Source organism: Kribbella sp. HUAS MG21 (assembly GCF_040254265.1).
GTDB lineage: Bacteria > Actinomycetota > Actinomycetes > Propionibacteriales > Kribbellaceae > Kribbella.
Window position 1 is genome coordinate 1,429,152 of the sequence record NZ_CP158165.1, and the last position, 23,184, is coordinate 1,452,335.

General features: G+C 68.5%; 27 protein-coding genes. 13 read left to right on the top strand and 14 right to left on the bottom strand.

Features of this window, described 5'->3' with window-relative positions:
- The first annotated feature begins 32 nt into the window (after positions 1-32).
- Entirely contained in the window at positions 33-458 is a 426-nt protein-coding gene (gene dtd, locus ABN611_RS06910) for a D-aminoacyl-tRNA deacylase (protein WP_350278949.1), read from the top strand.
- Positions 459-549: 91 nt separating this feature from the next.
- On the opposite strand, the gene ABN611_RS06915 is transcribed toward dtd, so the two are convergent.
- The 7 genes from ABN611_RS06915 to ABN611_RS06945 all read right to left on the bottom strand — a co-directional run bounded on the left by ABN611_RS06915 (position 550) and on the right by ABN611_RS06945 (position 5,902).
- Positions 550-1,716 carry a choice-of-anchor P family protein gene (locus ABN611_RS06915; RefSeq protein ID WP_350278950.1) on the bottom strand — a complete coding sequence of 389 codons (1,167 nt, stop codon included), beginning with the start codon at positions 1,714-1,716 and terminating at the stop codon, positions 550-552.
- A 364-nt stretch (positions 1,717-2,080) separates the two neighbouring features.
- Complete coding sequence (locus ABN611_RS06920; RefSeq protein ID WP_167203298.1) at positions 2,081-2,377, bottom strand: DUF1416 domain-containing protein; 297 nt, start codon at positions 2,375-2,377, stop codon at positions 2,081-2,083.
- A gap of 4 nt (positions 2,378-2,381) precedes the next feature.
- Positions 2,382-3,230: a sulfurtransferase gene (locus tag ABN611_RS06925; protein ID WP_350278951.1), complete on the bottom strand. Its 849-nt coding sequence runs from the start codon at positions 3,228-3,230 to the stop codon at positions 2,382-2,384.
- Positions 3,227-3,703: a DUF4395 domain-containing protein gene (locus ABN611_RS06930; RefSeq protein WP_350278952.1), complete on the bottom strand. Its 477-nt coding sequence runs from the start codon at positions 3,701-3,703 to the stop codon at positions 3,227-3,229. Before ABN611_RS06930 ends, ABN611_RS06925 begins: the two co-directional genes overlap by 4 nt.
- Positions 3,704-3,976: 273 nt before the next feature.
- Entirely contained in the window at positions 3,977-4,951 is a 975-nt protein-coding gene (locus tag ABN611_RS06935) for an RDD family protein (protein WP_350278953.1), read from the bottom strand.
- Positions 4,952-5,011: 60 nt separating this feature from the next.
- Positions 5,012-5,443 (bottom strand): thioredoxin family protein, encoded by a 432-nt coding sequence (locus ABN611_RS06940; RefSeq protein WP_350278954.1) that lies wholly within the window; start codon positions 5,441-5,443, stop codon positions 5,012-5,014.
- Between the two features lie 45 nt (positions 5,444-5,488).
- Positions 5,489-5,902, bottom strand: a complete 414-nt coding sequence (locus ABN611_RS06945) for an HIT domain-containing protein (protein WP_350278955.1) — start codon at positions 5,900-5,902, stop codon at positions 5,489-5,491.
- A 42-nt stretch (positions 5,903-5,944) separates the two neighbouring features.
- Here ABN611_RS06945 and arfB point away from each other — a divergent pair, with 42 nt between their 5' ends.
- From arfB to ABN611_RS06965, 4 genes are read left to right on the top strand one after another with little or no spacing between them, the layout of a single operon-like run.
- Entirely contained in the window at positions 5,945-6,358 is a 414-nt protein-coding gene (gene arfB, locus ABN611_RS06950) for an alternative ribosome rescue aminoacyl-tRNA hydrolase ArfB (RefSeq protein ID WP_350278956.1), read from the top strand.
- 42 nt (positions 6,359-6,400) lie between these two features.
- Positions 6,401-7,030 carry a hypothetical protein gene (locus ABN611_RS06955; RefSeq protein WP_350278957.1) on the top strand — a complete coding sequence of 210 codons (630 nt, stop codon included), beginning with the start codon at positions 6,401-6,403 and terminating at the stop codon, positions 7,028-7,030.
- Entirely contained in the window at positions 7,027-7,593 is a 567-nt protein-coding gene (locus tag ABN611_RS06960; RefSeq protein WP_350278958.1) for a hypothetical protein, read from the top strand. The genes ABN611_RS06955 and ABN611_RS06960 overlap by 4 nt, the downstream gene beginning before the upstream one ends.
- The gene (locus tag ABN611_RS06965; protein ID WP_350278959.1) at positions 7,590-8,195 is read left to right on the top strand and encodes a hypothetical protein; all 606 of its coding nucleotides are present in this window, start codon (positions 7,590-7,592) and stop codon (positions 8,193-8,195) included. The genes ABN611_RS06960 and ABN611_RS06965 overlap by 4 nt, the downstream gene beginning before the upstream one ends.
- Here ABN611_RS06965 and ABN611_RS06970 read toward each other — a convergent pair.
- Together ABN611_RS06970 and ABN611_RS06975 are read right to left on the bottom strand one after the other, a co-directional pair.
- Positions 8,158-9,522 carry a hypothetical protein gene (locus ABN611_RS06970; RefSeq protein ID WP_350281605.1) on the bottom strand — a complete coding sequence of 455 codons (1,365 nt, stop codon included), beginning with the start codon at positions 9,520-9,522 and terminating at the stop codon, positions 8,158-8,160. The genes ABN611_RS06965 and ABN611_RS06970 overlap by 38 nt on opposite strands.
- Before the next feature lie 48 nt (positions 9,523-9,570).
- Positions 9,571-9,810, bottom strand: a complete 240-nt coding sequence (locus ABN611_RS06975; protein WP_350278960.1) for a MoaD/ThiS family protein — start codon at positions 9,808-9,810, stop codon at positions 9,571-9,573.
- A gap of 159 nt (positions 9,811-9,969) precedes the next feature.
- Between ABN611_RS06975 and ABN611_RS06980 the strand changes: the two genes are divergently transcribed.
- A complete protein-coding gene (locus ABN611_RS06980) occupies positions 9,970-10,683 on the top strand; it encodes a response regulator transcription factor (protein WP_350278961.1) in 714 nt (237 codons plus the stop codon).
- Positions 10,684-10,694: 11 nt separating this feature from the next.
- Here ABN611_RS06980 and ABN611_RS06985 read toward each other — a convergent pair whose 3' ends face one another.
- Together ABN611_RS06985 and ABN611_RS06990 are read right to left on the bottom strand one after the other, a co-directional pair.
- Complete coding sequence (locus tag ABN611_RS06985) at positions 10,695-11,003, bottom strand: hypothetical protein (RefSeq protein WP_350278962.1); 309 nt, start codon at positions 11,001-11,003, stop codon at positions 10,695-10,697.
- A gap of 111 nt (positions 11,004-11,114) precedes the next feature.
- The gene (locus ABN611_RS06990; RefSeq protein ID WP_350278963.1) at positions 11,115-12,932 is read right to left on the bottom strand and encodes a bifunctional metallophosphatase/5'-nucleotidase; all 1,818 of its coding nucleotides are present in this window, start codon (positions 12,930-12,932) and stop codon (positions 11,115-11,117) included.
- A 142-nt stretch (positions 12,933-13,074) separates the two neighbouring features.
- Here ABN611_RS06990 and mshD point away from each other — a divergent pair, with 142 nt between their 5' ends.
- The 4 genes from mshD to ABN611_RS07010 all read left to right on the top strand — a co-directional run bounded on the left by mshD (position 13,075) and on the right by ABN611_RS07010 (position 16,434).
- Positions 13,075-14,010 (top strand): mycothiol synthase, encoded by a 936-nt coding sequence (gene mshD / locus ABN611_RS06995; RefSeq protein WP_350278964.1) that lies wholly within the window; start codon positions 13,075-13,077, stop codon positions 14,008-14,010.
- 156 nt (positions 14,011-14,166) lie between these two features.
- Positions 14,167-14,781, top strand: a complete 615-nt coding sequence (locus tag ABN611_RS07000) for a DUF6318 family protein (protein ID WP_350278965.1) — start codon at positions 14,167-14,169, stop codon at positions 14,779-14,781.
- A 14-nt stretch (positions 14,782-14,795) separates the two neighbouring features.
- Positions 14,796-15,674, top strand: a complete 879-nt coding sequence (locus ABN611_RS07005; protein WP_350278966.1) for a hypothetical protein — start codon at positions 14,796-14,798, stop codon at positions 15,672-15,674.
- Positions 15,675-15,798: 124 nt separating this feature from the next.
- Positions 15,799-16,434, top strand: a complete 636-nt coding sequence (locus ABN611_RS07010; protein WP_350278967.1) for a DUF6318 family protein — start codon at positions 15,799-15,801, stop codon at positions 16,432-16,434.
- A gap of 204 nt (positions 16,435-16,638) precedes the next feature.
- Here the strand turns inward: ABN611_RS07010 and ABN611_RS07015 are convergent, their stop codons facing one another.
- The 3 genes from ABN611_RS07015 to ABN611_RS07025 form a co-directional block, all read right to left on the bottom strand.
- Complete coding sequence (locus ABN611_RS07015) at positions 16,639-17,625, bottom strand: hypothetical protein (protein WP_350278968.1); 987 nt, start codon at positions 17,623-17,625, stop codon at positions 16,639-16,641.
- A gap of 3 nt (positions 17,626-17,628) precedes the next feature.
- Positions 17,629-18,039, bottom strand: coding sequence for a hypothetical protein (locus tag ABN611_RS07020; protein WP_350278969.1), 411 nt, complete (start codon positions 18,037-18,039; stop codon positions 17,629-17,631).
- A gap of 81 nt (positions 18,040-18,120) precedes the next feature.
- The gene (locus ABN611_RS07025; RefSeq protein WP_350278970.1) at positions 18,121-19,188 is read right to left on the bottom strand and encodes an alpha/beta hydrolase; all 1,068 of its coding nucleotides are present in this window, start codon (positions 19,186-19,188) and stop codon (positions 18,121-18,123) included.
- A 59-nt stretch (positions 19,189-19,247) separates the two neighbouring features.
- Between ABN611_RS07025 and ABN611_RS07030 the strand changes: the two genes are divergently transcribed.
- From ABN611_RS07030 to ABN611_RS07040, 3 genes are all read left to right on the top strand, one after another.
- A complete protein-coding gene (locus tag ABN611_RS07030) occupies positions 19,248-21,407 on the top strand; it encodes an RNA degradosome polyphosphate kinase (RefSeq protein ID WP_350281606.1) in 2,160 nt (719 codons plus the stop codon).
- A gap of 20 nt (positions 21,408-21,427) precedes the next feature.
- Positions 21,428-22,306 (top strand): NUDIX domain-containing protein, encoded by an 879-nt coding sequence (locus tag ABN611_RS07035; RefSeq protein ID WP_350278971.1) that lies wholly within the window; start codon positions 21,428-21,430, stop codon positions 22,304-22,306.
- A gap of 161 nt (positions 22,307-22,467) precedes the next feature.
- Complete coding sequence (locus ABN611_RS07040; RefSeq protein ID WP_350278972.1) at positions 22,468-22,932, top strand: bifunctional nuclease family protein; 465 nt, start codon at positions 22,468-22,470, stop codon at positions 22,930-22,932.
- The last annotated feature ends 252 nt before the right edge of the window (positions 22,933-23,184 follow it).

A 23,184-nucleotide genomic window follows, 5' to 3' on the forward strand; every position in this document is an offset into this window, starting at 1 on the left:
CGGACGATCTCCTGCGCGAGAGAATATCGGGTATGAGAGCCGTAGTGCAGCGAGTCAGTCAGGCGTCGGTCAGCGTGGACGGCGCGGTGGTCGGGGCGATCGAGGAGCCGGGGCTGCTGGTCCTGCTCGGCGTCACCCACGACGACACCCCCGAGCAGGCGGCCGCGCTGGCCGCGAAGATCTGGACCCTGCGCATCCTCCGCGACGAACGCTCCGCCGCCGACGAGCAGGCGCCGATCCTCGCGATCAGCCAGTTCACCCTGTACGCCGACACGCGCAAGGGCCGCCGCCCGTCCTGGAGCGCCGCGGCCCCGGGCCCCGTCTCGGAGCCGCTGTACGACGCGTTCTGCACCGCCCTGGAAGCGCTCGGCGCCAAGGTCGAGCGCGGCGTCTTCGGGGCGAACATGCAGGTCGCGCTCACCAACGACGGCCCGGTCACGCTGATCCTCGACGCCTAGTAAAAACAACCGGCCCCCGGATCCGCAGGGGATCCGGGGGCCGGTGTGTTCTGGGTCGGTGAGGTTCGACTCAGAGCGCGCCGGGCTGAGATCAGCCGACGACGCCGGCAGCCGAGTGACCGACGATGACCTTGGTGTTCAGGCTGTAGACGTCGACGACCAGCGCGTTCACCGAGATGTAGCGCTTCTGCCGCATGACCTGGTTGAAGGTCAGCTTCGCCACACCCGGGATCTCCAGGGTCTGGTTCTCGCCGGTCTTCACCGGGTACGTCTTGTTGCCGACCTTGATCGAGGCGATGCTCGAGGACGAGCTGACGCCGGCCTTGCCGTCCTTGGTCTTCCACGCCGAGGCCGAGGACTCGACCGCGCCGATGGACAGGTTGCCGACCTTCACACCCGCGACGTGCGAGGTGAAGTTGATGTAGGACTTGTCGGTGCCGATGGCGCCGTTCTTGGTGGTGTAGACACCGCCGACGTAGGCGACCTTCGGGATGTTCAGCTCGCCGACCGCGACCTTGACGGTCTTGCCCTCAGTGCCCTGGCAGGTGGTCTGGAGCGACGTCGGACCGGACACGACCAGCTTGTCGGCCTGGGCCTTGGTGCCGTAGGCGTCACCGATGACCAGCGCGGTCGCCGGCTTCGAGATCTCGGCGCGGGTCTTCAGCACCGCGACGTCGACGCCCTGCGGGATGTACTGGTTCTTCACCGTCGCGTGCAGCACGACCGCCTGCGCGTACGAGTAGATGCCGGACGCGGTCTTCACGCCACCGACGCGGTTCAGCACGATGTAGCCGAGGCCCGGAACGGCGACCTTGGTGTTCGGCTTCGGGTTGAGCAGCGACGGCACCGAGATCGCACCGATCTGGACACCCGCGAAGGTGGTGCTGCCGGTGTAGGACAGCTGGCCCTTCGAGTACTTGGCCGTGGTGGTGGTCTTCACACCGGTCAGCCGGAGCAGCGTGCCGAGCTTGATGTCGGCGGCCGTCGCGGTGCTGGTGACACCCGTGCCGCTCTTGTTGTTGAACGCGTGCGTGTCGGTCTTCACCGTGCGCGCGATCGCCTGGTCGTTCACGTTCGCCGTGGCGAGGTCGTTCTTGTCAGACTTCGTCGCGTCTGTGGTGCAGCCGAACTTGCTGACCACCTGCGGGCCGCTGTTCGCCAGACCGGATTGGACGTCGGTGCCGTACGAGTAACCGCTGTATCCGAAAACCGGCGAGGCGGATGCCGAACCCGAGGTCAGCGCGATCGTAGAAGCCACGCCGACAACCGCCGCAACTCCGACGGCAGCGAGCTTCTTGTATCCGATGCGGGGTCGCATTGACCCCTCCTCCCTGAGTGATGACGTGACCCGAAGTGCGGGTCAGGACACAGACACAACTCAGCCGATTGCGGTAGGTGACGAGCCGACCTCGCTCCGAGACCAAACCGTTACATTGCTGCTCGCTCCACGAGATTTCCCGGGTCCGCCCGTAACCCGGCTGCGATGACCGGAACGCCAAGAACCCGCAGGCGTTTCCGGGCATGCCGAAGGGCCCGGACGCGCAAGGTCCGGGCCCTTCGGTGCTTACTTCAGGGTGGGCCACCATCGGGTAGTGGTGGCACCTTCTGTAACGAACGACTGCTCAGACGGTGACGGCCACTTCCGCGACCTCGCCGTACTGCGCGACCACCTGGCGGTCGACCGGGTCGGCCTTCGGCGCCAGCGTGCGCAGCGTCCAGCTGCCCGGCGCCGCGAAGAACCGGAAGTGCCCGGTCGCCGAGGTCGGCACCTCGGCGGTGAACTCACCGGAGGAGTCCAGCAGCCGCACGTACGCGCCGCCGACCGGCTCCTCGCCGCGCAGCACCTGGCCCTGGATCACGGCCTCCTTGTCGACGTCGACGCCCTTGAGGTCGAGGCCGCCCTTCTTCGCTCCGCACATGATGTCAGGCCTTTCCGGGCTCGTCGCCGAGGGCAACGGGTACGCCGACCAGCGAGCCCCACTCGGTCCAGGATCCGTCGTAGTTCTTCACGTTCTGCTGGCCGAGGATCTCGTGCAGCACGAACCAGGTGTGCGCCGAGCGCTCGCCGATCCGGCAGTACGCGATGGTGTCCTTGCCGAAGTCGACGCCGGCGTCGGCGTACAGCTGCTTCAGCTCGTCGTCGGCGCGGAACGTGCCGTCGTCGTTGGCCGCCTTGCTCCACGGGATGTTCGCCGCGGTCGGGATGTGGCCCGCGCGCTGCGCCTGCTCCTGCGGGAGGTGCGCCGGGGCGAGCAGCCGGCCGGCGTACTCGTCGGGGCTCCGGACGTCGACCAGGTTCTTCACGCCGATGGCCTCGTTGACCTCGTCGCGGAACGCGCGGATGGTCAGGTCCGGGTCCTTGGCCTTGTACTCGGTGGTGTCGCGCTTCACGACCTCGTCGGTCAGCTCGCGGCTGTCCAGCTCCCAGCGCTTGCGGCCGCCGTCGAGCAGCCGGACGTCGCCGTGGCCGTAGAGCTTGAAGTACCAGTACGCGTACGCCGCGAACCAGTTGTTGTTGCCGCCGTACAGCACGACCGTGTCGTCGTTCTTGACGCCGCGCTCGGACAGCAGCGCCTCGAACTGCTCCTTGTTGACGAAGTCCCGGCGGACCGGGTCCTGCAGGTCGTCCTTCCAGTCCAGCTTGATCGCGCCGGCGATGTGGCCGGCGTCGTACGCCGAGACGTCTTCGTCGACCTCGATCAGGACAACGCCGTCGTCGTTCTTGTGCTCCTCGACCCAGTCGGCCGAGACGAGCGCGGATTCCCTGCTCATGTGTGCTGCCTCTTCTCAGTTGGTAGCTGTGTGAGTGACATGGATGGCGTACGAATGCGGTGGATCAGCAGATAGGCCTCGCAGCCGAGGCAGAGCCCGACGGCCGCGTTCACGAACGCGGCCACCAGGGCGAATCCGGTGGCGACCACTCCGAGCACGGTGGCGCCGGTCAGGTACCCGATCAGACCGGCGACCGCGAAGACCAGGCCGACCAGCTGGGCGAACCGCGGCGGCACCGCGTCCTCCAGCTCCTTCGGCGCGCCCAGCCGGGGCCGGACCAGCCGCTTGAACAGCAGCCCGTACGGCGACGCGCCCACGCCGAACGCGACCGAGATCGCGAACACCGCGGCCTGCACCGCGAGCGGCCAGGGGTTGTTCAGGACGAGCGTCAGCGCCAGGACGACCGTGGTGACACCGGCCGCGAACCGGAGACCCCGCGGATCGACCTTGGCTGCCGTCTGTTGTTCGGACATGACGACTCCCGGTGAAGGAGGATGTCGAGCCGGACCCCGCCCGGGTATGCGGGAGGCGACGTACGCGGAACCGTGCTCAGCGACCGGTTCCGCAGCGCTCGGGACGCCGCCTGGTCAGCGGCGACGACACAGCGACGAGCGCACCCGGCAGTTGTCCACTGCCCTGCGCTTCGTCAGCCATGTCGTGTAAACCACGGATCGAGAGTACGGAACCTGGGCAGGCCTGCTCACCCAGGTCCCATTACGTGAGACAACTGATCACAGTGCGGACAATCAGGCGCGGATCACGTACGTCGAGGCGACCTTGTCGTGCAGCGCCTGGTTCTTGTCGTCCCACAGCGGCCACAGGTAGTCGAGCAGCGCGCCGAAGCTGGCCAGCGTGCCCAGGTACGGGATCAGCCCGGCGAGGCTGAACAGGATCTGCAGGCCGTAGCGCTTGGCCACCGCGGCCCCGGGCGGCGTCGCGGGGATCTCGGTGCCGGGCGTCAGGACCGGCGGGACGTAGTGGACGCGGATGCCGACCGCCATCTTGCCCAGCGTCGCGCCCTTCTTCGTGAGGAAGAGGTACTCGTACGCGAACGACACCGCGAAACCGATCAGGGCGGCCGGGATCATCCACTTGTAGACCTCGGGCGGCAGCGTGGCGGTCGACGCCGGCGTCCCGGCCTCCGCGGCGCGCATGGTGTCGACGAAGTAGTCCACCACCGACTGCGAGTACTGGTAGTAGAAGTAGCCGGTCAGCGGCAGTCCGATGATCCAGACGATCAGGCCGTCGATGATCTTCGCGAACACCCGGCGCCACCAGCCGGAGAGCGGCCTGCCGTCCGGTGAGGCCTTCGCCCGCTGGCCGGCGTACCCGAAGCCCTGAGGGTGCGGCTGGTAGCCGCCCTGCTGCTGGGGAGGTGCGTAGCCGGGGACGCGCTGTCCGTACTGCGGCGGCTCGGGGTGGATGCGCTGCCCGTACTGCGGCGGTGCCTGCTGCCCGTACTGCGGCTGGCTCTGGCCGTACTGCGGCTGGTTCTGGCCGTACTGCGGTTGGCCCGGCTGCGTCGCGCCGTACACCTGGCCGTGCTGCGCGGCTTGTCCGTACCTCGGGACGTCAGCCGGCCGCGGCTGGCCGAACTGCCCCTGGAACGGCGGCGGGCCCTGCTGCGGGCGACGCTGATCCGTCCAGGCACTGCCGTCCCAGTACCGCTGCTGCGACGGGTCCTCGGGGTCGTCGTACCAACCTGCTGCTTGAGAGCTCACCGGGAGAGTCTTGCCTACGCCCAGGGCCGTTGGCCATCCGGTGGCAAGTACCGGACGCTGTCAGCTCGGCTGCCGGTCGATGGCGACGGCCAGCGCCGCGATCACGTCCGGCTTCCGGGGCGCTCCGCTGGCCCGTTTCACCACCGCACCGGTGCCGTCCAGCACCAGCGTCGTCGGCGTCCGCAGGATGTCCAGCCGCCGGACCAGCTCCAGGTGCGACTCCGCGTCCAGCTCGACGTGCCGCACGCCGTCGACCATGCTCTCCACCTCGGCCAGCGTCCGCCGCGTCGCGCGGCAGGGCGCACAGAACGCCGACGAGAACTGCAGCAGCGTCGCCCGCTCGCCCAGCTCCCCGCCCAACTCCGCGGCCGTCACCCACTCCACGTCGTCCTCGCTCTTCCCGCGAAACCGCCCATCGACCCAGGCCTTGAGCGCACTGAGCAGCACACCGGCGGCCACCGCGCCGACGAGTACCCACAGTCCCAGGCTCACAGCTATCCACGGTACGACGCGTCGATCACGCTTCAACCGACCGTTTCACGTGCTGAGAAGCACCTGCGGATCGGCGCCGAGCCGGTGCCGGGAGCGGCCGGTCGGCCAGGGCAGGCAGTCGTCGCCGTCCTCCGGGTACCGCGGCACCACGTGCAGGTGCAGGTGGTCGACGCTGCGACCGGAGTCCGGCCCGCTGGCGCTCAGCAGGCAGACGCCAGTCGCGCCGAGCTTGGCCACCATCTTCTGCGCGATGCGCTGCGCCAGGTCGACCACGCGGCTCAGATCGTCCGGCTGCGCGTCCAGCAGACCCGCGGACGTGTGGCGGCGCGGAACGACCAGGGTGTGCCCCGGGGCGATCTCCTCGCCCGGCAGCGGGAGGAACGCGACCGCGGTGTCCTCTTTGGCGATCCAGCGGGCCGAGTCGGCGGAGATGAGGCCGCAGAAGACACAGGCATCCATCTGGTGATTGTGCTCCGGTCTAATGGTCCTGTGGAGAGCGGAGTGACCGTACGGCCCGGGGTGGTGATTCCCGAGGCCGAGCTCGCGTGGCGGTTCTCGCGGTCGAGCGGGCCGGGCGGGCAGTCGGTGAACACCACGGACAGCCGGGTCGAGCTCAGCTTCGACGTGGCCGCGACGTCGGCGTTGAGCGACGTACTGAAGACGCGGGCGCTCGAGCGGCTCCAGTCGCGGCTGGTCGACGGAGTGGTGACGATCGCCGCGTCGGAGTACAAGTCGCAGTGGCGCAACCGGGAGGCCGCGCGGGAGCGGCTGGCGGTGCTGATCCGCGAGGCGATCGCCCCGCCGCCCCGCAAACGGCGGCCGACCAAACCGAGCAAGGCGTCGGTACGGCGCCGGCTCGACGACAAGAAGCGCCGCGGCGAGACCAAGCGCCTGCGCGGGCGGCCGTACGACTGAGCCCGGTCGGCTGAGCCCCCTCGGCTCGGTACGCTTGCGCGCGTGCAGGAAACGGGGAGCGGGGGGTCGAAGGAGCCGGAGGAACTTCCGGAGTTCCAGGACCTCAAGGTGCGCGGCCGCACGGTCCGGACGTGGGCGCTGAGCGCGGGCGCCGTACTGCTGGCGATATCGGCGGTCTTCGGCGGGCTGGAGAAGGCCGGTGACGAGACGCCGCAGGTGGCGGCCGGTACCGCGATCGACGCGGGCCGGTTCGAGGTGACGATCCAGCGGGTCGTCACCGTGAAGGACCTGAAGCCGCTGTTCACGCCGGACGACGGCGGTGCGCTGATCGCGGTCGTGACCAAGCTGAAGGTCACCGACGACACCGGGACCGTGCCGGCGTCGGACCTGATCCGGCTGGTCGGCGTCCCCGGCGTGAAGGACACAGACGCGCCGCTCGGCACCACCAATCTGCGGGACGCGACGATGAACCCGGTGCTGACCCCGGACGCGGCCGAGGACGTCGCGTACGTGTGGAAACTGCCGAAGGCCGGGCAGCTCCCGACCGAGGTCAAGCTGACCGTACAGGGCTACGAGTACATCGCCGACTCGATCCTGGACCACCACGAGAAGTGGCTGCCGGACAAGATCGTCGCGGACAGCACGGTCAAGGTGAAGGACAACACCAAGTGAGGGCACGCAAGCTGCTGAACGTCGGCCTCACGCTCGCCGTCCTGGTCGCGATCGTCGGCCTCTACCGGCTCACCCCGACGCAGCAGGACATCCAGGATCCGACCCCGGTGAAGGGCGCCATCGGCCGCGCGGTGCACACGCCGCGGTTCGACCTCACCGTCGACGAGGTCCGCGCCGGCAAGAAACTCCGGATCCCGCGCGCGGCGCCCGACCGCGACTCGCTGACCGCCTTCGTGGTCGTCGACGCGACCGTGACCGCCAACCGGGAGCCGATCCACATCTTCAACGTCCGGATCAAGGCCGCCGACGGCGTCACCTACCTCGGGTCCAACCGCAGCGGGCTCGACCGGGTCGACCTGACCGGAACCGAGTTCGCGCCCGGCATCCCGGTCCGCGGATCGTTCGTCGTCGAGATGCCGGCCGAGCAGGTCCCCGGGGCCGTGCTGCAGGTGATGGAGAAGTCGGCCATGAACGAACTCGAGCCCCAGATCACGGTGCCGCTCGGGTCCGACCCGCTGAACGTCCAGGACGTCGTCAGCCTGACCGCCGCGAGCGACACATGAGTGGCGCGCGCCGGGCCCGTCGCGGCTGGTTCCGGAAGAACACGGCCGCTCTCGCGACCCTCGTGGTGGCGATCCCGCTGGCCGGCTGGTGGACCACCCGCAGCGACTACAAGTCCTGGTACGACGCCGAGCCCCGCGATCCGGTGACCGTGGCCGCGGGCGGTACGTCGTACAACGGAGCGACCTGGTTCGCGGCCAGCGTCGAGGAGAATCCGCAGGCGTCGGCGCGCGGCGGGCAGGACCCGCTGCCGGACGGGACCACGCGGATCCGGGTGTACTACCGGCTGCAGGTCGACGACCTGTCCGCGCTCGAAGGGCTCGGCGGGTGCCGGATGCACCTGCGCGCGCCGGACGGCCGGATCTGGGACGAGACCTCGGCCGCGGGCGCCTTCCAGGACCGGCCGACCGGGTGCACCGGCGGTACCGATGACAAGCCGGCAAGCTGGCGCGGCGCCGAGGCGCAGTACCACCTGAGGCCGGTGGCCGGGAAGCCGTTCGAGACGGTGGCGGTGTTCGTCGTACCGTCGTCGGTCGCCGGGAGCGTGCAGCCGACGATCACGTGGGCTACGAAGTTGCCTCAGTATTTGGCATTCCCGAGGTAGCCGCACTCAGGTCGGTGACACCGTGGTCGCCGGCCGGCTGCTCGTGGACCGCGCGCGTCCGCGGCGTGAGGTAACCGGCCAGGCCGCCGATCATCCGGTCGTACGCCGCCGCGAGCAGACTGACCTGGAGCATGATCTTCAGGCCGTTGGTGACCAGGTCCAGCGGCTCGTCGACGACCAGCCAGAACTGCAGCGTGTGCGGTCCGAGGACCCACAGCTTGAGGACCATCCACACCGCGCTCGCGGCGAACGTGACGACCGCCCAGGCCAGGAAGTAGCCGAGCATCGGCCGCAGCCCGGAGCGGACGACCAGCCGGAACGCCTGCACGACCGGGGTCCAGCGGTCCTTCCAGTCGGCGACCACCGAGTTCCCGGCGACGCGGACGAGCCGCGGCGTCTGCTCCCAGCGGCGGGTGAGCCGGTCGAAGCGCCAGCGGGCCTTGTCGGGTTTGCGGACGACGCGGCCGTAGATGACCGCGGTCATCGTGATCCACATCAGCGGGAGGACGGCGGCGTCCCAGAGGTCGGCGATACCGGCCGTGACGAAGCCGGTGACCGTGTCCCACACCTCGCGGACCTGGTTGACGCCGAGCAGGTGGTCGAGCACCCAGGCGTAGCCGTCCTGCAGCCACTGCCAGGCCTGGCGTTCCTTCAGCCAGGTCATCGGCGGCGGGATGACGGACGTGGCCTGGTACGCGACCACGAAGATCCACAGCGCCTCGAGGTACGTGACGAAGAGCTTGCGGACCGGCCCTTCCTCCTCCTTCTTCCACTTCTTGAACGCGAAGCGGAGCAGGTACGCCGTGACGCCGAGGCCGATGAACAACCAGGTCGACAGCGACTGCAGGCCCTCGGACTGCTGCGGCACCGTACCGCCGTTCAGGACCGTGGCCACCGTCTCGTTGGCCTGGTGGGCGGCCAGCTTGTACTCGTAGTCGAGCGCCTCGTTCTGGAGGAACTTGTACGCCGCGTAAAACGCCAGGAACGGGAGGAGCGCGGCCGCGATCGCGTCCAGCGGCCGGTGCTCGTTGCCGGGGCCCATGCCGTCCGGGGCCAGCGCTCCCTCGGCGACCGCGCGCCGGTGGAACGGCAGTTCGCCGCGGAGTACCAGGAACATGCCGACGTACATCGCGAGCGAGACCATCACCAGCATGGCCAGCACGGCGATACCGGCCGCCTCTGCCTTGGCCCCCGCTTGCACTGCCACCCACTGCAGGCCACGGTGCACCAGCTGCGCCACCAGGAAGACCGCGAGCAGGCGCGGCCAGGCCTTCCCGAACAGGACCCCCGCCCGCCCCACCGTAGTGAGTAGCGTCCCCGACTCCATCGCCACGGCGCAGAATCTACCTGGTGAAGAGTTCTGCCCTAGGGCAGCTCAGCCACCCGCGAAGGGAGGCAGGGCGTCCACCAGGGCGCCCTGGGTAAGCGGCGTGCTCGGGTCGGCGCGCTCACCGTCCAGGAGGAACGTGCAGATCGACAGCACCCGCGCGAGCTCCGGCCGGTCGCTGGAGACCTTGCTGACCAGGTCACCGATCGACCCCGCCTCGGCGGTCGCCGACGACTCGCCCGCGGCTGAGCGCGCGGCAGCGAAGTACCTGATGGTCACTTCCGGCATCTGATCGGCGCCTCACTCGGTCCCGGGGTCTTCCGGTATTATGTCAGCTTGCTGTTGGACCCAGTGTGGCCCAGACCTCCGGCAACGACGCCGTCGGGGCCTGGCACACGCGGACCGGATCGCTCGCGCAGGATCCGCTGATCAGCACAAGGAGACGGCGTGAGCACGTTGCTTCTGCTGACGAACGCTCTGCAGGCCTCCACCGAGGTGCTGCCGTCGCTCGCCCTGCTCCCGCACCAGATCCGCATCCTGCCGGCCGAGGTCGCCGCGCTGGTCGACGCCCCGGACGCCGACGCCGTACTGCTCGACGCCCGCCGCGACCTGGTCGCCGTCCGCAGCGCCTCCCGGCTGATCCGCACCACCGGCATCGACGTACCGCTGATCCTGGTCGTCACCGAGGGCGGTCTGACCGCCGTCAACGCCGACTGGGGCGCGGACGACGTACTGCTCGACACCGCCGGCCCGGCCGAGATCGAGGCCCGGCTGCGGCTCGTCATCGGCCGCCTCGCCGCGACCCGCAACGAGGAGCCCGAGTCCACGCTGATCCGCAGCGGCGACGTGGTGATCGACGAGGCGTCGTACACCGCGAAGCTGAACGGCCGCGCGCTCGACCTGACGTACAAGGAGTTCGAGCTGTTCAAGTTCCTCGCGCAGCACCCGGGGCGGGTGTTCACGCGGGAGCAGCTGCTCCAGGAGGTCTGGGGCTACGACTACTTCGGCGGTACGCGGACGGTCGACGTGCACGTACGGCGGCTGCGCGCCAAGCTCGGGCCCGAGCACGAGGCGCTGATCGGCACCGTCCGCAACGTCGGGTACCGCTTCGTCGTCCCGCCGGCGCCGAGCGCGCGCGAGACCGCCGACGTGAAGTCCTGAGCCGCTTCGCCCTACAGGAAGAACTTCAGCAGGGTGAAGGCGAGCGCGGCCGCCGTGACGAGCGCCGCCTTCCAGGAGCCGACGCCCTGCCGGAAACCCGCCACGAACACACCGATCGTGACCGGCACCAGCATCACCAGCAGCGTGACCCCGGCGGCGTGCACGCCGACGTGCGACTGAGCCGTGAGTACCCATCCCACCAGGAACGCGAGCGCCAGACCGAGCCAACTGGTGATCTGCACCGGCCCGTCCGCGCTGCGATGCCCGCGATGTGAGGCCCTGGTGGCCCGCCGATGCGAGGTCGGAGCAACGTGCGCCATACCTCACCTTCCGTAAGTGCCTGAGTACGCAAGGTACCAGCATCATCGGCGAGAACGAAAAGCCGGTGCGCGCCCGTGGACGGCGCACCGGCTCCTCGCTGCGTCAGGCGTTCAGGAACCGACGGAGATCCGGTCCGTGGCGACCGGGGTGTACGGGTCGTGCGCGGTCAGGTAGTTCGCGAACGCGTCGATGTCCAGCCCGCCGAAGAACTTGTTCGTCGCGGTGCTGAAGGCCGGGAAGCCGTCACCGCCGTCGGACAGGAAGTTGTTCGTGACGATCCGGTACGTCGTACCCTCCACCAGCGGCTGGCCGCCGATCTTGATCGAGCCGGCCACCACCTTCGAGCCCGCCGGGGCGGCCGGGTTCCAGGTGTAGGTGATGCCCGCGACCTGGAGCACCTTGAACTTCTCCGCCTCCGGACCGTTCACGCCGGAGAACTGCTGCTCCAGCAGCGCCTTGATCTGCGTCCCGGTCATGTCCATCGAGACCAGGAAGTTGTTGAACGGCTGCACAGTGAACGCGTGCCCGAAGGTGACCGCACCGCTGTTCGACAGCAGATGCTCACGGATACCGCCCGGGTTCATGAACGCGGCGACCGGGACCTTCCCGCCGGTCACCACCGACGGGTCGGCCAGCTGCGCGTCGGCGATCAGGTTGCCCAGCGGCGACTCCAGCGAGTCGTCCGGCGTCCGCACCACCGACGGCGTGGTGATGTGGCCGATCACCTTGTTCTCGATCGGGGCGACGAGCTCCTTGTACTTGGCGATCAGGTTCGCCGTCCGCCGGTCGGGCGTGACGTCGCGGGTGACGATCTGGTTGTTCGCCAGCGTGTTCACCCGGTCGACGTCACCGGTCGCGTTGTCGACGCTCAGCCGGACCTCGGTGACCAGCCGGCCGAACGACGACGCGCTGGTGACGAGCCGCGGCTTCTTGTCCTTGTCCGGCAGCGAGCAGTTGTAGCCCTGGTGGGTGTGGCCGGAGATGATCGCGTCGATCTCCGGGTCCAGGCCGGCGTTGATGGCCACGACCGGGCCGGAGATCCCCGGGCAGCTGTTGTACGCGGTCCGGTCCGCCGGGAACCCGCCCTCGTGCAGCAGCACGACGATCGACTCCACACCCTTGCTCTTCAGCACCGGGACCAGCGCGTTCGCCGTCGCCACCTCGTCGGTGAAGGTCAGGCCCTCGACGCCGGCCTTGGTGACGATGTTCGGCGTGTCCTCCAGCGTCATACCGATGAAGCCGACCTTCCGGCCGTCCTCGAAGGTCTTGATCGTGTACGGCGCGAACAGGGTCTTCTGGGTGTTCTCGAAGTACACGTTGGCGGCCAGGTACTTGAACTTGGCGCCCTCGAAGGGGTGGTCCTCGTCGGGGCAGGAGTTCTGGTTGTTCTGCCCGTCGCCGTCCGGCAGGCAGCCGCCGCTCTGCATCCGCAGCAGCTCGCGCCAGCCCTCGTCGAACTCGTGGTTGCCCACCGACGCGGCCTCGAGTCCCATCCCGTTCAGCGCCTCGATCGTCGGCTCGTCGTGGAACGCCGCCGACAGCAGCGGCGAGGCGCCGATCAGGTCACCGGCGGCCACCGTCACCGAGTCCTGGCCCTTCGCCTTCGCGGCCGCGCGGAGCTCCTTCAGGTGCGTGGCGAGGTACACCGCGCCGCCTGCCGGGATGCCGTTGACGTTGCCGCCCGAACCGCCGGCCGGCTCCAGGTTGCCGTGGAAGTCGTTGATCGCCAGCACCTGGATCTGCGAGTGCGTCGGCTTCGGCTTGCCCGCCTGGACGGTGCTCGCCTGGGTCGCCTGGGTCGCGTCGGTCGCGGCGCCGGCCTGGCTCAGGGATCCCCCCGCGGCCAAGGCGAGCGCGACGGCCGTCCCGGCGGCGATCAGCCCGGCGAGCCGCCGTCCCCCCGATCGCGCCTTGTCTCGTCCTGTCATGGCCATTCGTCCTTCTCCGTCGTCTCGGTCACCGCTGGTCGCGGTCGCCGCGAATCCTCGCGGTTCCGCGAAAGTTACCCTCGGCGACGCGCCCTCGCCAGGACCTGAGCAAGAACTCGGCCGGACCTTTTACGGTATTCGGGTGACCCTCGAAGCCGTTCCCTCACCGTTGCCCTCGGCCACTGCCGCCGCCGTCACGGAACTCGCCCGCGCCGCAGCGCACAGCGACGGCGTCAACCCGCTGTCCGAACGCACCCTGCTGCACCTCGACGGCGAGCACCCCGACGACGTCCACGTCCTCGCCTACGAAGGCGATCCCGGCACGATCGAGGTCACCGGCCTGCAGAGCGCCCGCAACCTCGTCGGCTACGGCGCCCTCTCCCCTGACGGTTCCGCCGAACTGGTCGTTGCCCCCGACCACCGCCGCCAGGGCTACGGTACGGCGCTGCTCCGCATGCTGCTCGACCACGGCGGATCCCGCACGCGCGTCTGGGCGCACGGCCGCCTGCCGGGCGCGGACGAGCTGGCGCGGCGCCTCAACCTGGAGGTATCGCGGGAGCTGTACTTCCTCCGCCGTACGAGAGGCGACCTGCCGGAGCCCGTCTGGCCGGACGGTATCGACGTACGCACGTTCGTCCCCGGCCAGGACGACAGGGCCTGGCTGGAGGTCAACGCCGCCGCCTTCGCCGACCACCCCGAACAGGGCAGCTGGACCGCGGCGGACCTGTCGGAACGCCTGCAGCAACCGTGGTTCGACCCTCAGGGCTTCTTCTTGGCCGTAGACGCCGAGACGGGCGCGGTAGCCGGCTTCCACTGGACAAAGGTGGAGGGGGGCGTCGGGGAGGTCTATGTAGTAGGCGTCTCCCCCGTCTACCAGGGCCGAGGCCTGGGCAAGGCCCTAACCCTCCAAGGCCTCCACCACCTCCAGACAACCCGCAATCTGGACGAAGTAGTCCTCTACGTAGATGGCACGAACACCGCAGCCAGAGCCCTCTACACAGCCCTGGGCTTCACCACCGCAGCCCTCGACGTCCAATACGCCCCCGTGACCGGCATCACAACACCCCCCGCGTCATAAGTCCCGCCCACCCCCGTCCCACCATCACCAGGAGCCGTCCGAGCCTCTAACCCCCCAGCCGGGCGGCTCCTGGCTCATCCACAACTGCACCTTTTGACATAGAGCCCTCCCACCCCCGCCCGTTACGATCGTGACGACTACGGAGGGCTGACAACCGTGACACACCGCAACAGGCCAACCATCACACTCCTGGCCTGCCTAACCACCGCCGCCTCCCTAACCGCCTGCGGCCCCGCCAGCCCCGAAGCCGGCCAACCCAACACAGCCCCACCGTCGGCATCGTCGTCCAGTTCACCTGCAACGACTCCAGGCGCGCCGGCTTCCTCGCCCGCTTCCACGGGAGGACCGCCCGCGAGACCGGCCGCAGCCCATGGCCTGACTCTTGCGGCGGCCGAGGCGTTCTACCGGTACTACATCGATCTCAAGAACTATGCCGCCGCCACCGGAGACACCGCAGCTCTCCTCGCCGCGAGCGAGACCGGTTGCGAGGGTTGCAGCGACTACGCGAGCTATGTCGCCAAAGTCAATGTCGCGAACGGGGGAATCAGCGGCGACTACCGCGAGCGGATCAAGGAGATCACCCAGCTGAATCGGGGATCGACCGGACGTGTCGGCGGTTCGGCTGTGATCGCCGTCGGCAACTTCACGACGAAGAACTCGCCGACGTCTTCGCCGATCATCAGCAAGCCGGCCGAGTACACCGACACCATCGCACTGTCGGCGAAGGGGCAGGACTGGGTCATGTACGAGATGCTGTTCGAGGCGCGATGAGGCGTCGTCAACCGATGATCGCCGTCGTGCTGGCGGCGGGGTTCGTGCTGCTGATTCCGCCGGTCACCGCGTCCGCCGGCGTCGTTCCACAGATCGGCTCCGCGCGAGCGAACAATCCGCCGGTCATCGATTCGAAGACGACCACCTCCGGCGTGCAGGTCGGCGGAAAGGAGCGGAAGCGAAACCGCCTGGACGTCAACGGCCCTGCGACCAAGAAGCCCCGGCCGACGTCAGCGCCCACGCGCACCCAACCATTCCCGCTGACCAATGACACCACGAATGCCGTCGACCCGACGCGAAAGACTCGATTGAATATCGGCATCTGCGGACGGTTGCAGAACGACGGGACCATTCCTGGTCCTACGCGCTGCCAGCCTTTTGTGCCGGACAAGCCGGAACAACGTCGACGTACTCCTGAGGTTCGGCCGACCACGCCCGTACCCCGGGAAATCACGTGGGAAGACGTACGCAGCGAGACGAAGGACGTAATGTTCCCTGCCTTGACCGTGAGGGTGCAGCCGAGGGGACGCACGTTGGTCAACCTCGACACCATCGTCTACACCGACGACAACGGCGTGACCGCCAATTGGGTCACCGTTCTCGGCCGGCCGGTGCTTGTCGAGGCAACACCACGGAAGTTCATCTGGAGCTTCGGTGACGGGACGAGTGTCACAACAACCTCACCAGGCAAGCCATACCCGTCGAAGGAAATAACGCACAAGTACATGAAGGTGGCGTCGGTCAACCTCACAGTGACTGTCACCTACACTGCGCGCTTCTTCGTCAGCGATGCGGGCTGGCGCAATGTGGACGGCCTCGTGTCCATCACTGGACCGGCGACCCCGCTGCAGGTCCGTGAAGCCGTGCCAGTGCTCGTGGACCCCGGACGCTGAAGCGAAGGATTTGCGATAGCCCGGAGAGCAGTCGCGTTCCCGGCCGGGCAGCAATCGCGATCAACTGCGTCAATAGCTGCGCTCCCTGCTAAAGACCCATCTCGACGATCTGGGCGATTACAAGATGACCGACGTGATACACCGCCACCGGGCCGGCGTCGCACTCCTGGCCTGCCTAACCACCGCCGCATCCCTAACCGCCTGCGGCCCCGGCAGCCCCGAGGCCGGCCAACCCAACACAGCCCCACCGTGGAAATCCATCTCGGCGAGCACAAGCGCGTCGGCCTCACCGCCCGGATCGGCCTCACCGCCCGCCTCGGCAGGCCCGACGACCGCGCCTCAACGACCGAACACCGCCGTCGGCCTCAGCCTGTCTGCGGGAGAGTCCTTCGTGAGGTACTACGTGAACCTCATGAACTACGCGTCGACGACTGGCGACATCGCGCCGCTGATGTCCGTCACCGCGACGAATTGCAAGCAGTGCAAAGGCTTCGCGGATTACGTGGCGAAGGTCAACGCCGCGAACGGGGGACTGAGCGGGGACTACTTCGAACGCGTCGATGACGTGCCCGACCTCTTCCGCGGAGACGGTGGTCGTCTCGGCGGGTATGCGGCGGTGACAATCGGCGCATACACGTCGAAGGACTCGCCTTCGGCGAAACCCGCGACGAGCACCGTACAGAAATACAAGCGCGAATTCACCCTCGTAGCTCAAAAAGGTTCGTGGGCTATGGCTGCTACGGCTCTGGTTTCACAATGAGGTCCAGAGTCGTCGCTTGCACCGCGCCGCTGACGATCCTGGCGGCCGTGACGTGCGGCGTCTCGGTGACCGCGAAGGCGCAGACAACTACGTCGGTAGGTCCGACGCCAAAGCCGCCGGTGGTCACCATGAAACCGACGTGAGACTGGTCGATCCTGGGCGCTGAACCGACGGCAGTCTTTTGCGACGCGGGCGAGCGTCCTGTCATTCCCTAGATCGCGGTAGCAGGTGTGCTGGTCTGCCGCGGAGCTCTTGTGCGTGGTCGCGTCCGCCGTGGCCTAGCTGCGGCCGGCGGCTGACGGTGCCGGTGGGTGGAGCCTGGGAGCTCAAGAACCGAAGGCCGTCGAGGGTGTCCTGTCGGGCGGCAGATCGTTGATCGAATCCCCTGTTGAAGCCGTCTACGACGTGCGGGACTTGTAGCCGGTAGTGACGGCGGAGTTCGTCGATCTTCGCGTCCAGGTCTGAGCGGATCTCGCGGGCGACGATCTGGCCTGTGGCCGCGGAGGCTCCGGGCAGGGTTGGCCAGTGGGCGTGCAGCATCGGTTCGATGAGCTCGCGTCGTACGGCGTGCTGGGTTCTGTGGTCGCGATGCGTCAGCTCTGTCAGGTGGTTGGCGACGACGGCGTGGGCGAACTGGTCGAAGTGCATGACCCCGGGGCCACGGCAAGCGTCGTCGATCAAGGCGTTGCCCGAGTACGCCGGTCCGGTTACATGAGCCATCAGATCGCGAGTGGCCGCGAACGCTCCTGGATATTGCGGGTCGCCCAGCGTCAGCCCGTCGTACCCTGCCCGATCGGCGAACGCGTCGAAGTCCACGAACGTACGGACTTCGGCGAAACCCTCGGTCAAGCCGTACGAATGCTCGGTCCGGACAGCGTTCGGCTCGCTCGGTGCGTCGATCACCATCCCGCCGTGCGTCGCCTCGTGCAGAACAGTCGCCAGCGCCTGTGCCTGCTGGCGGTGCTCGCCGGGCATCAACGAGCCCGTCAGGTACGGCAGCACCCGATGTCCGGACAGCTTGAGCGCACCCGACTTCGGATCGAAGCCGCCCAGCGTGTCCGAGCTCGTCGCGACGAGCACGCCGTTCCAGCGATCGAGCGTCACGGGACGCAGCGATCGCGCGAGCCCGTACAGGCGCGCGACTTCCTTGTAGACGAGCGAGTTCGGATCGACGAGCCTGTCGAGACTCATGGATCAGTTGTCGGGCCAACGACCGCGCAGCATGGTTTCGATGTGATCCAGCGCCCTCGTCATGGCCCGGATGTCGGCCTCCTCCTCGTGGGAGGCGCGGTCGGCGATCGCCCAGATCTTGTGCCTGGCCTCGGCGAGGGCATCCGCCCGCTCCTCATCCGTGCCCCCAACTGCCAACGCGGCCGCGTGGATCGCGCCGGCTTCGTGGTACAGCGGACTGTATTCGCGCGGTGGAGGCGGCGGGACGGCAAGCTTGTCGATCATCCGCAAGGCCCAGGCACGGTCCTCGCCTTCGGGTTCCCCCGCGATCAGGTCGCGCAGTGCTTGCTGAGCCGCCGCCAGGTCGAAGCCAGGATCGCTGTCCCGCTGGTGCCGTGCCTCCGCGAACGCCGAGTTGAAGCGTGCGACGTCCATAGCACTCCTTCAGAACTGTCCGTGTACTGCTCGCCACGATATCGAGGTACGGCGTGGCGCCGCGGGAGTTATCCACAGGCGCTAGTGGAGGGCTGTTCGGAGGTGGTTTGTCAGGTGGGTGTGGGCTTCTTGGACTTTGCCGGGGACGGTTCGGAGGTTGGCGTGGCCGTGGGGGAGGGTGGGGTGGTGGGCGTGAGTCAGGGGGTTGCCGGCCTGGGTTAGGGCTTGGGCGTATTCGAGGGCCTCGTCTCGGAGGGGGTCGAAGCCGGCGGTGGAGAGGTACGTGGGTGGGAGGTTGGTGAGGTCTTCGGAGCGGAGGGGGGAGACGATGGGGTCGGGGCGGAGGGTGGGGTCGGGGGTGTAGTGGTCGCGGTACCAGATGATGTCTTCTTCGGTGAGGATGAAGCCCTCGGAGAAGAGGTCTCGGCTGGGGCGGCGAGCTACCAGGTCCAGGGCGGGGTAGAGCAGTACCTGGAGGGCTGGTCGGGGTAGGTCTCGGCGGACGGTTTGCTGGGCTACTACCGCGGCCAGGTTGCCGCCTGCGCTGTCGCCGCCTACGGCTACCAGGGCCGGGTTCGCGCCCAGATCCTCCGCGTGGTCGACGGCCCAGGTGAACGCGGCGATGGCGTCCTCCGCGGCGGTCGGTGCGGGCGCCTCGGGGGCGCGGCGGTAGTCGACGGAGAGGACGCGGATGCCGGCGTCGGCGGCGATCGCCCGGCAGAGCGCGTCGTGGGTGTCCAGGTCGCCGACCACCCAGCCCCCGCCGTGGAAGAACACCAGCAGACCATCTCCCACCCGAGGCACCCCGTCGGCCGGGATATAGAGCCGGGCGCCGAGTTGGCCGTCGGAGCCGCGGACTGTGAGGTCGGTTACTCGCTGTACCTCGGGAGGCGTCCCGGGGATGAGCTTGCAGATGTTGTGGAAGCGGGCCCGGGCGACGACCGGGTCGGTTTTGGTTGTTCTCGGCAACAGGTTCTCGATGCGCAGCAGGAGTTGTACGTCGGGATCGAGGGTGTTGCCGTCGATCTGGATCGGGGTACCGGCCAGCCGGCGGCGGACCGCAGCGGGCAGTTTGTACAGCGGCACCAACGCGTTCGCTTGTGCGGCGGTCACCGTGTCACGCAGTACCGCGTCCAGTCGTGGGCTCACAAGGAGTGACGCTAGCAACAACGCGCGGAACGGTTACCCGATGTTCACGAAAGGATGGGATCCTGGTCAGCGTGGCTGGAGACTTGCTGGCATCGCACAACCGGGAGTACGACGTTGAGCCGCCGTACGACATCAGTGCGGCCGGCGACCTCCCGGCGGGGCGGTTCTCGGACCGGGAGCTGAGCTGGCTGGCGTTCAACCAGCGCGTCCTGGAGCTCGCCGAGAACGACCGGATCCCGCTGCTCGAGCGGGCCAAGTTCCTCGCGATCTTCGCCAGCAACCTGGACGAGTTCTACATGGTCCGGATCGCCGGCCTGAAGCGCCGGATCGCGGCCGGGGTCGCGGTCAAGGCGGCCAGCGGCCTGCTCCCCCGTGAGGTCCTGGACCGCAGCCTGGCGCGCAGCCGGGAGCTGATGGACCGGCACGCGGAGACCTGGCGGAAGTCGGTGCAGCCGGCGCTGACCGAGCAGGGCATCGACATCCTGCGCTGGGACGAGCTGGAGCACGGCGAGCGCGAGGACATGACCCGGTTCTTCCGGGAGCGCGTGTTCCCGGTGCTGACCCCGCTGGCGGTCGACCCGTCGCACCCGTTCCCGTACATCTCCGGCCTGAGCCTGAACCTCGCGGTCGTCGTACGGAACCCGGACACCGGCGGCGAGCACTTCGCCCGGGTGAAGGTGCCGCCGCTGCTGCCGCGGTTCGTGAAGGTCGCCGAGGGCCGGTTCGTACCGCTCGAGGACGTCATCGCCACGCACCTCGGCCAGCTGTTCCCGGGCATGGAGGTGATCCAGCACCACACGTTCCGGGTGACCCGCAACGAGGACCTCGAGGTCGAGGAGGACGACGCGGAGAACCTGCTGGCCGCCCTCGAGAAGGAGCTGCTGCGCCGCCGGTTCGGCCCGCCGGTCCGGCTCGAGGTGGAGGAGTCGATCGACCCGCAGGTGAAGGCGCTGCTGCTGTCCGAGCTGGGCGTCACCGAGGCGGAGGTGTTCGAGCTCCCGGGCCCCCTGGACCTGCGGGGCCTGTTCACGATCGCCGGCCTGGACAGGGCCGAGCTGAAGTACCCCGCGTTCGTGCCGTCCACGCATCCGCACCTGGCCGAGGTGGAGACCTCCAACCCGGCGGACATGTTCCACGCGCTCAAGCAGCGCGACGTACTCGTCCACCACCCGTACGACTCCTTCTCGACGAGCGTGCAGCGCTTCATCGAGCAGGCGGCCGCGGACCCGCACGTGCTGGCCATCAAGCAGACGCTGTACCGGACCAGTGGTGACTCCCCCATCGTCGACGCCCTCATCGACGCAGCCGAGGCCGGCAAGCAGGTCCTGGTGCTGGTCGAGATCCAGGCCCGCTTCGACGAGCAGGCGAACATCAAGTGGGCCCGGCAGCTCGAGCACGCCGGCTGCCACGTCGTGTACGGCGTGATCGGCCTGAAGACGCACTGCAAGCTGTCGATGGTCGTCCGCGACGAGCCGGACGGCCTGCGCCGCTACGCGCACATCGGGACTGGCAACTACCACCCGAAGACAGCACGGCTCTACGAGGACCTGGGGCTGCTCACCAGCGACAAGGTGGTCACCGAGGACGTAGCACTGCTCTTCAACCACCTGTCCGGTTTCGGTCGCAGCGCCGGCTACCGGCGGATCCTGGTCGCTCCCCAGTCCGTACGGCGGGGACTGGTCGAGCGGATCGACCGGGAGGTCCAGCACCACCTGGCCGGGCGCCCCGCGCGCATCCGGCTCAAGGTGAACAGCCTGGTCGACGAGGCCCTGTGCGACGCGCTGTACCGGGCGTCGCAGGCCGGCGTACCGGTGGACCTGTGGATCCGGGGCATCTGCACGCTGCGTCCCGGCGTACCGGGTCTGTCGGAGAACATCCAGGTCCGCAGCATCCTCGGCCGCTTCCTCGAGCACAGCCGCGTGTTCCTGTTCGAGAACGGCGGCGAGCCGGAGGTGTGGATCGGCTCCGCCGACCTCATGCACCGCAACCTGGACCGCCGCGTCGAGGTGCTGGTGCAGCTGAAGCAGCCGGACCACGTGACCGAGCTGAGCGAGCTGTTCGACCTCGCGATGGACGAGCGCACCGGCTCCTGGTGGCTGCAGGAGGACGACAGCTGGCAACCCCGGCTGAACGGCTCGGACGGGGAGCCGCTGCGCGATCTGCAGACGCGCCTGATCGCGACCCGTGGACGCCGCCGGGCGTCCGACGGAATGAGTTAGCCAAGTCCTAGGGTGAACACATGAACAACCCGGCGACGGTTTTCGCCGCGGGTGGTGTCGTCTGGCGGGAACGTGGCGACACCAGGCAGGTGTTGCTGGTACACCGCCCCCGGTACGACGACTGGTCCCTCCCCAAAGGCAAGCTCGCCCCGAACGAGCACGTGCTGCTCGGTGCGCGCCGCGAGATCGAGGAGGAGACCGGCGAACAGGTGGTCTTCGGACCGTCGGTGGGCGTGCAGCGCTACCAGGTCCGCAAGAACGGCAACACGGCGCAGAAGCTCGTGCACTACTGGTCCGCCGTACCAGTGGGTGACAGTGCCTTCGAGCCGAACGACGAGGTCGACCAGGTCAGCTGGGTCTCGGTGGAGAAGGCCCGCGGCAAGCTCAGCTACCCGCGCGACGTGGACATCCTGGACGCACTGGACGCCGTGGTGCCGGTCGTCGCCACAGTGGTCGTCCTCCGGCACGCGGAGGCCCTGAAGCGCAAGGACTGGGACGGTAAGGACACCCTGCGTCCGCTGAGCAGCAACGGTACGGCGGTCGCGGAGCGGCTGACCGGCGTACTGGCGGCACTCGGGGCGAACAGGTTGATCAGCAGCGACGCGGAGCGGTGTGTGACGACACTCACGCCGTACGCCGCTCTGGTCGACCGCCACATCCACCTGTGGCCGGAGATCTCCGAGCGGGGGTACAGCGCGGACCCGGAGGCGCTGGGCGGGCTGGCGGAGCGGCTGTGGAAGCCGGGCAAGGTGACGGTCGTCTGCTCGCACCGCCCGGTGCTGCCGGCGCTGGCGCGGGAGCTGGGGCTGAAGGCGGCGAAGTTCTCGACGGGCGCGTTCCTGGTCGCGCACCGGCTGGCCGACGGCCGCCTGGTGCACGAGCGTTTCGGTGCGCCGTAAGGATGCGCCGTAGTACCGCGCGACACGGCTCGGTGACGATCCAGGCACAGCCGACCCGGTGACCGGGTGACACTGGAGGGGACGGGTATGTTCCTACCCGAGGAGCCGGCGTCCCACCGGGTGCCGGTCTGAGGAGAGGTTCGGGGCGCACCATGACGATGATGCGAGAACTGACACTGATCGGGATCCGGATGGAATCACCCAACCGGGCCCCGGTGATGATGCTGCGGGAGACCGAGGGCTACCGCTACCTGCCGATCTCGATCGGCTCGGTCGAGGCGACCGCGATCGCGTACGAGGAGCAGGGGCTGCGCCCGTCGCGGCCACTCACCCACGACCTGATGCGCGACCTGGTGCAGGCGTTCGACGTACACATCGAGGCAGTCGAGATCGTCGAGCTGCGCGACGCCGTGTTCTACGCCGAACTGGTGCTGGCCAACGGCGCCCGGGTGTCGGCCAGACCGAGCGACTCGGTGGCGCTCGCGGTCCGGCTGGGTACGCCGATCCGCTGTACGGAACAGGTACTGCGGGAGGCCGGCGTCGCGACCCCCGAGGAGGAGCAGGCCGAACTGGAGCGCTTCCGCGAGTTCCTCGACAGCGTCGCCCCGGAGGATTTCTCCAGCTGACCCCCGGGAGTCGATCGTTCAAGCGGTCGGTGAGCTGAGCGTTACCGAAACGTGAGCCAACACCCGTTTACATCCACGGAGAGTCACGGCTCTTAACTCAGTTCACCTATTGGCCGCCTGTCGGCACGCCAGGCGTCGCACACGCTACTGGAACCGTTCACCGGTCGTTCACCGACGACGGACCGGTCGGTCACCTGGTCTCCCTACCGTCTGTGGAAGTTCAGAAGTCTGATTCCCGCAGAAGGGCAACAC

Excerpts from the sequence above, each read along its gene's own strand:
- dtd (WP_350278949.1), top strand. The coding sequence starts at position 33 with ATGAGAGCCGTAGTGCAGCGAGTCAGTCAGGCGTCGGTCAGCGTGGAC.
- ABN611_RS06920 (WP_167203298.1), bottom strand. The coding sequence starts at position 2,377 with ATGTGCGGAGCGAAGAAGGGCGGCCTCGACCTCAAGGGCGTCGACGTC.
- ABN611_RS06925 (WP_350278951.1), bottom strand. The coding sequence starts at position 3,230 with ATGAGCAGGGAATCCGCGCTCGTCTCGGCCGACTGGGTCGAGGAGCAC.
- ABN611_RS06930 (WP_350278952.1), bottom strand. The coding sequence starts at position 3,703 with ATGTCCGAACAACAGACGGCAGCCAAGGTCGATCCGCGGGGTCTCCGG.
- ABN611_RS06945 (WP_350278955.1), bottom strand. The coding sequence starts at position 5,902 with ATGGATGCCTGTGTCTTCTGCGGCCTCATCTCCGCCGACTCGGCCCGC.
- ABN611_RS06965 (WP_350278959.1), top strand. The coding sequence starts at position 7,590 with ATGAGTGGCGCGCGCCGGGCCCGTCGCGGCTGGTTCCGGAAGAACACG.
- ABN611_RS06970 (WP_350281605.1), bottom strand. The coding sequence starts at position 9,522 with ATGGAGTCGGGGACGCTACTCACTACGGTGGGGCGGGCGGGGGTCCTG.
- ABN611_RS06975 (WP_350278960.1), bottom strand. The coding sequence starts at position 9,810 with ATGCCGGAAGTGACCATCAGGTACTTCGCTGCCGCGCGCTCAGCCGCG.
- ABN611_RS06985 (WP_350278962.1), bottom strand. The coding sequence starts at position 11,003 with ATGGCGCACGTTGCTCCGACCTCGCATCGGCGGGCCACCAGGGCCTCA.
- ABN611_RS06990 (WP_350278963.1), bottom strand. The coding sequence starts at position 12,932 with ATGACAGGACGAGACAAGGCGCGATCGGGGGGACGGCGGCTCGCCGGG.
- ABN611_RS07005 (WP_350278966.1), top strand. The coding sequence starts at position 14,796 with ATGATCGCCGTCGTGCTGGCGGCGGGGTTCGTGCTGCTGATTCCGCCG.
- ABN611_RS07010 (WP_350278967.1), top strand. The coding sequence starts at position 15,799 with ATGACCGACGTGATACACCGCCACCGGGCCGGCGTCGCACTCCTGGCC.
- ABN611_RS07015 (WP_350278968.1), bottom strand. The coding sequence starts at position 17,625 with ATGAGTCTCGACAGGCTCGTCGATCCGAACTCGCTCGTCTACAAGGAA.
- ABN611_RS07020 (WP_350278969.1), bottom strand. The coding sequence starts at position 18,039 with ATGGACGTCGCACGCTTCAACTCGGCGTTCGCGGAGGCACGGCACCAG.
- ABN611_RS07035 (WP_350278971.1), top strand. The coding sequence starts at position 21,428 with ATGAACAACCCGGCGACGGTTTTCGCCGCGGGTGGTGTCGTCTGGCGG.
- ABN611_RS07040 (WP_350278972.1), top strand. The coding sequence starts at position 22,468 with ATGCGAGAACTGACACTGATCGGGATCCGGATGGAATCACCCAACCGG.